Annotated in this window: 2 protein-coding genes; both read left to right on the top strand. The window is 57.3% G+C overall.

All coding sequences use genetic code 11. The features are described 5' to 3' along the window. The first annotated feature begins 205 nt into the window (after window positions 1-205). Entirely contained in the window at window positions 206-1,768 is a 1,563-nt protein-coding gene (gene istA, locus GF617_RS26685; RefSeq protein ID WP_194483841.1) for an IS21 family transposase, read from the top strand. Window positions 1,769-1,791: 23 nt separating this feature from the next. After that, window positions 1,792-2,547: an IS21-like element ISAs27 family helper ATPase IstB gene (istB, locus tag GF617_RS26680; RefSeq protein ID WP_194483842.1), complete on the top strand. Its 756-nt coding sequence runs from the start codon at window positions 1,792-1,794 to the stop codon at window positions 2,545-2,547. The last annotated feature ends 80 nt before the right edge of the window (window positions 2,548-2,627 follow it).

The following is a 2,627-nucleotide window of genomic DNA, read 5'->3' as shown; positions in this document are numbered from 1 at the left end:
TTGCATATTCCCACGCATGGCGATCGCTCAATAACATTCATGCCGATCACGTAATAACATCCATGCCGATCACTCAATAACATCCTACGCCGATCACTTTTTACCCTCGATGGGAAACCATGATCGGCATCCATGTTATTGGTGACTTTTTCTCCCCGCTTCGTTAAACCCGCACTTTCCCATCTGCTCCAACAGAGGAACGTGCATGTCTGCGAGGCCTATCACTGTGAGAAAACTCAAAGAAATTCTTCGCCTTAAATATCAGGCTCAACTGGCTCATCGGCAGATCGCCCTCAGCCTGCATATCTCTCCTAGCACCGTATCCTATTACCTCAACCGGGCGGCTCAACTGGGTATCATGACCTGGCCCCTGTCTGAGTCCTGGGATGATGTCTCCCTGGAGCGCGCATTTCTCAAGACCTGCTCTGTCCATAAAACTCAGCACAAACCCACTCCCAACTGGGCCTTGTTGCATCAGGAACTCAAAAAACCAGGTCAAAAAGGCGTGACCCTCGAGCTGCTATGGCAGGAGTACGCCGAGCGCCATCCAGGCTCCCACTACAGCTACAACCACTTCTGTCGGCTCTATAAAGAGTGGGCGGCCCTGCTGCAACCCTCGATGCGGCAGACCCATATTGCGGGCGAAAAACTCTTTGTCGACTACTGCGGCCAAACCCTACCTATTGTCGATCCGCACACCGGCGAAATCCTTTACCGGGCCCAGATCTTTGTCGCCGTGCTGGGCGCATCCAACTACACCTTTGCCGAGGCCACCCGCTCCCAGCAGCTCGATGACTGGGTAATGAGCCACAAGCGCGCTTTCGAGTTCTTTGGCGGTGTGCCGCAATTGGTGGTACCCGATTGCCTGAAGAGTGCCGTCAGCGTGGCGCGCAATACTGATCCGGATCTCAACCCCACCTACCAGATGCTGGCGGCCCATTTCGGTACGGCGATCATGCCCGCCCGGCCCCGCAAGCCGAAGGATAAGTCCAAGGCGGAAGTGGGGGTGCAGATCGTCACCCGCTGGATCCTGGCGGTACTGCGTCATGAAACCTTCCATGGCCTGGCCCAGCTCAATCAGCGGATGGGTGAACTGCTGACCCGGCTCAACCAGAAACCCTTCCAGAAGCTTCCTGGCTGCCGTGCCTCACTGTTTGCCGAGCTCGATGCTCCGGCGCTCAAGCCGCTGCCGGATTATCCCTATCACTACACCAAAGTGATGTTGGTGCTGGTTGGTAAGGACTACCACGTCGATCTGGAAAAGCACTATTACTCCGTGCCCCATGCCTTGCAAGGCAAGCGGCTGGAGGCTCATCTGGCCGAGCATACCGTCACGCTGTACCACGCAGGCAAGGTTGTGGCCGAGCACCCGCGGAGTCATCGCAAAGGTCAGCACAGCAGCCTGCCTGCCCATATGCCCGCGCATCACCAAGCGCTGCTGGAGTGGTCGCCCGAGCGTCTGCTCGGCTGGGCAGCGTCCATCGGACCTTACACCACGCATTGGGTGGATGGTTTTATCCGGAATGTGGCGCACCCGGCGCAAGCGGTGCGACCTTGTCTGGCCTTGCTGGGGCAGAGCAAAACCTATGGCAAGGAGCGGCTGGAAGCGGCCTGCCTCCGGAGTTACCTGACCGGCGCCAACCGGCTGCACAACATCCGCAGCATGCTCAAGAACGGCCTCGAGCAACAACCCATCGCCAGCAAGCGACAGGATCCGCTGCAAGACATCCGTCATGACAATGTCCATGGCGAGCACTACTTCCACTAACCCCCACGGATCAGGAGAAGCCCATGCAATTACACCTCGATGAACAACTAAGCCGCCTGCACTTGAGCGGCATGAAACAGGCCCTGAACCAACAGCAGGCCCAGAGCATGCTGTACCTGGATATGGGTTTTGAAGAGCGGCTGCAACTGTTACTGAGCCATGAGCTGGTGCAACGGGAGCAGAGGAAAACCAACCGCCTGGAGAAGCAAGCCCGGTTCCGGCTAGCCGGACAAGTGGAGCAGCTCGACTATCGGGCGGGTCGAGGCGTGAGCCAAGCGCAGATCCGCCAACTGCTGGAAGGACACTGGCTGAGTCATCAACAAAATCTGCTGCTGACGGGCGCGGCAGGCTGCGGCAAGAGTTACCTGGCGTGTGCCCTGGGTCGTTACTTTATCCGGCAAGGAGTGGGCGTGCGGTATTACCGGCTGAAAACCCTGCTTGAAGAGATGCGACTGGCACAAGCGGATGGCAGCTATCCGAAACTGCTGGAGCGGGTAAGCAACATAGGGGTACTGATCCTGGATGACTGGGGCATGGAGATGCTGGACGCGAGCGAACGCAGCAACCTGCTGGAGATCATCGATACCCGCTACGGCAACGTCTCAACGATAGTGGCGAGCCAATTGCCGGTGGAGAAGTGGTACGGGATGATCGGAGAGGCAACATTCGCCGAGGCGATCCTGGACCGACTGATCCACAGAGCGGTGCGCGTGACCTTAACGGGAGAATCGATGAGAAAACAGGGCGCCAACTTGACCGATGCCGATCAGGCGGAGTAAAAGAAAGACGCTATAAACGCGGGCAGAAAAATAGTGATCGGCATGATGTTATTGGCCGATCGACATGATGTTATTAGCCA

It is taken from the genome of Lelliottia sp. RWM.1 (assembly GCF_016859735.1).
Lineage (GTDB): Bacteria > Pseudomonadota > Gammaproteobacteria > Enterobacterales > Enterobacteriaceae > Enterobacter.
Note: the sequence above shows the minus strand (reverse complement) of the source record. Positions and strands in the feature narration are given on the sequence as shown.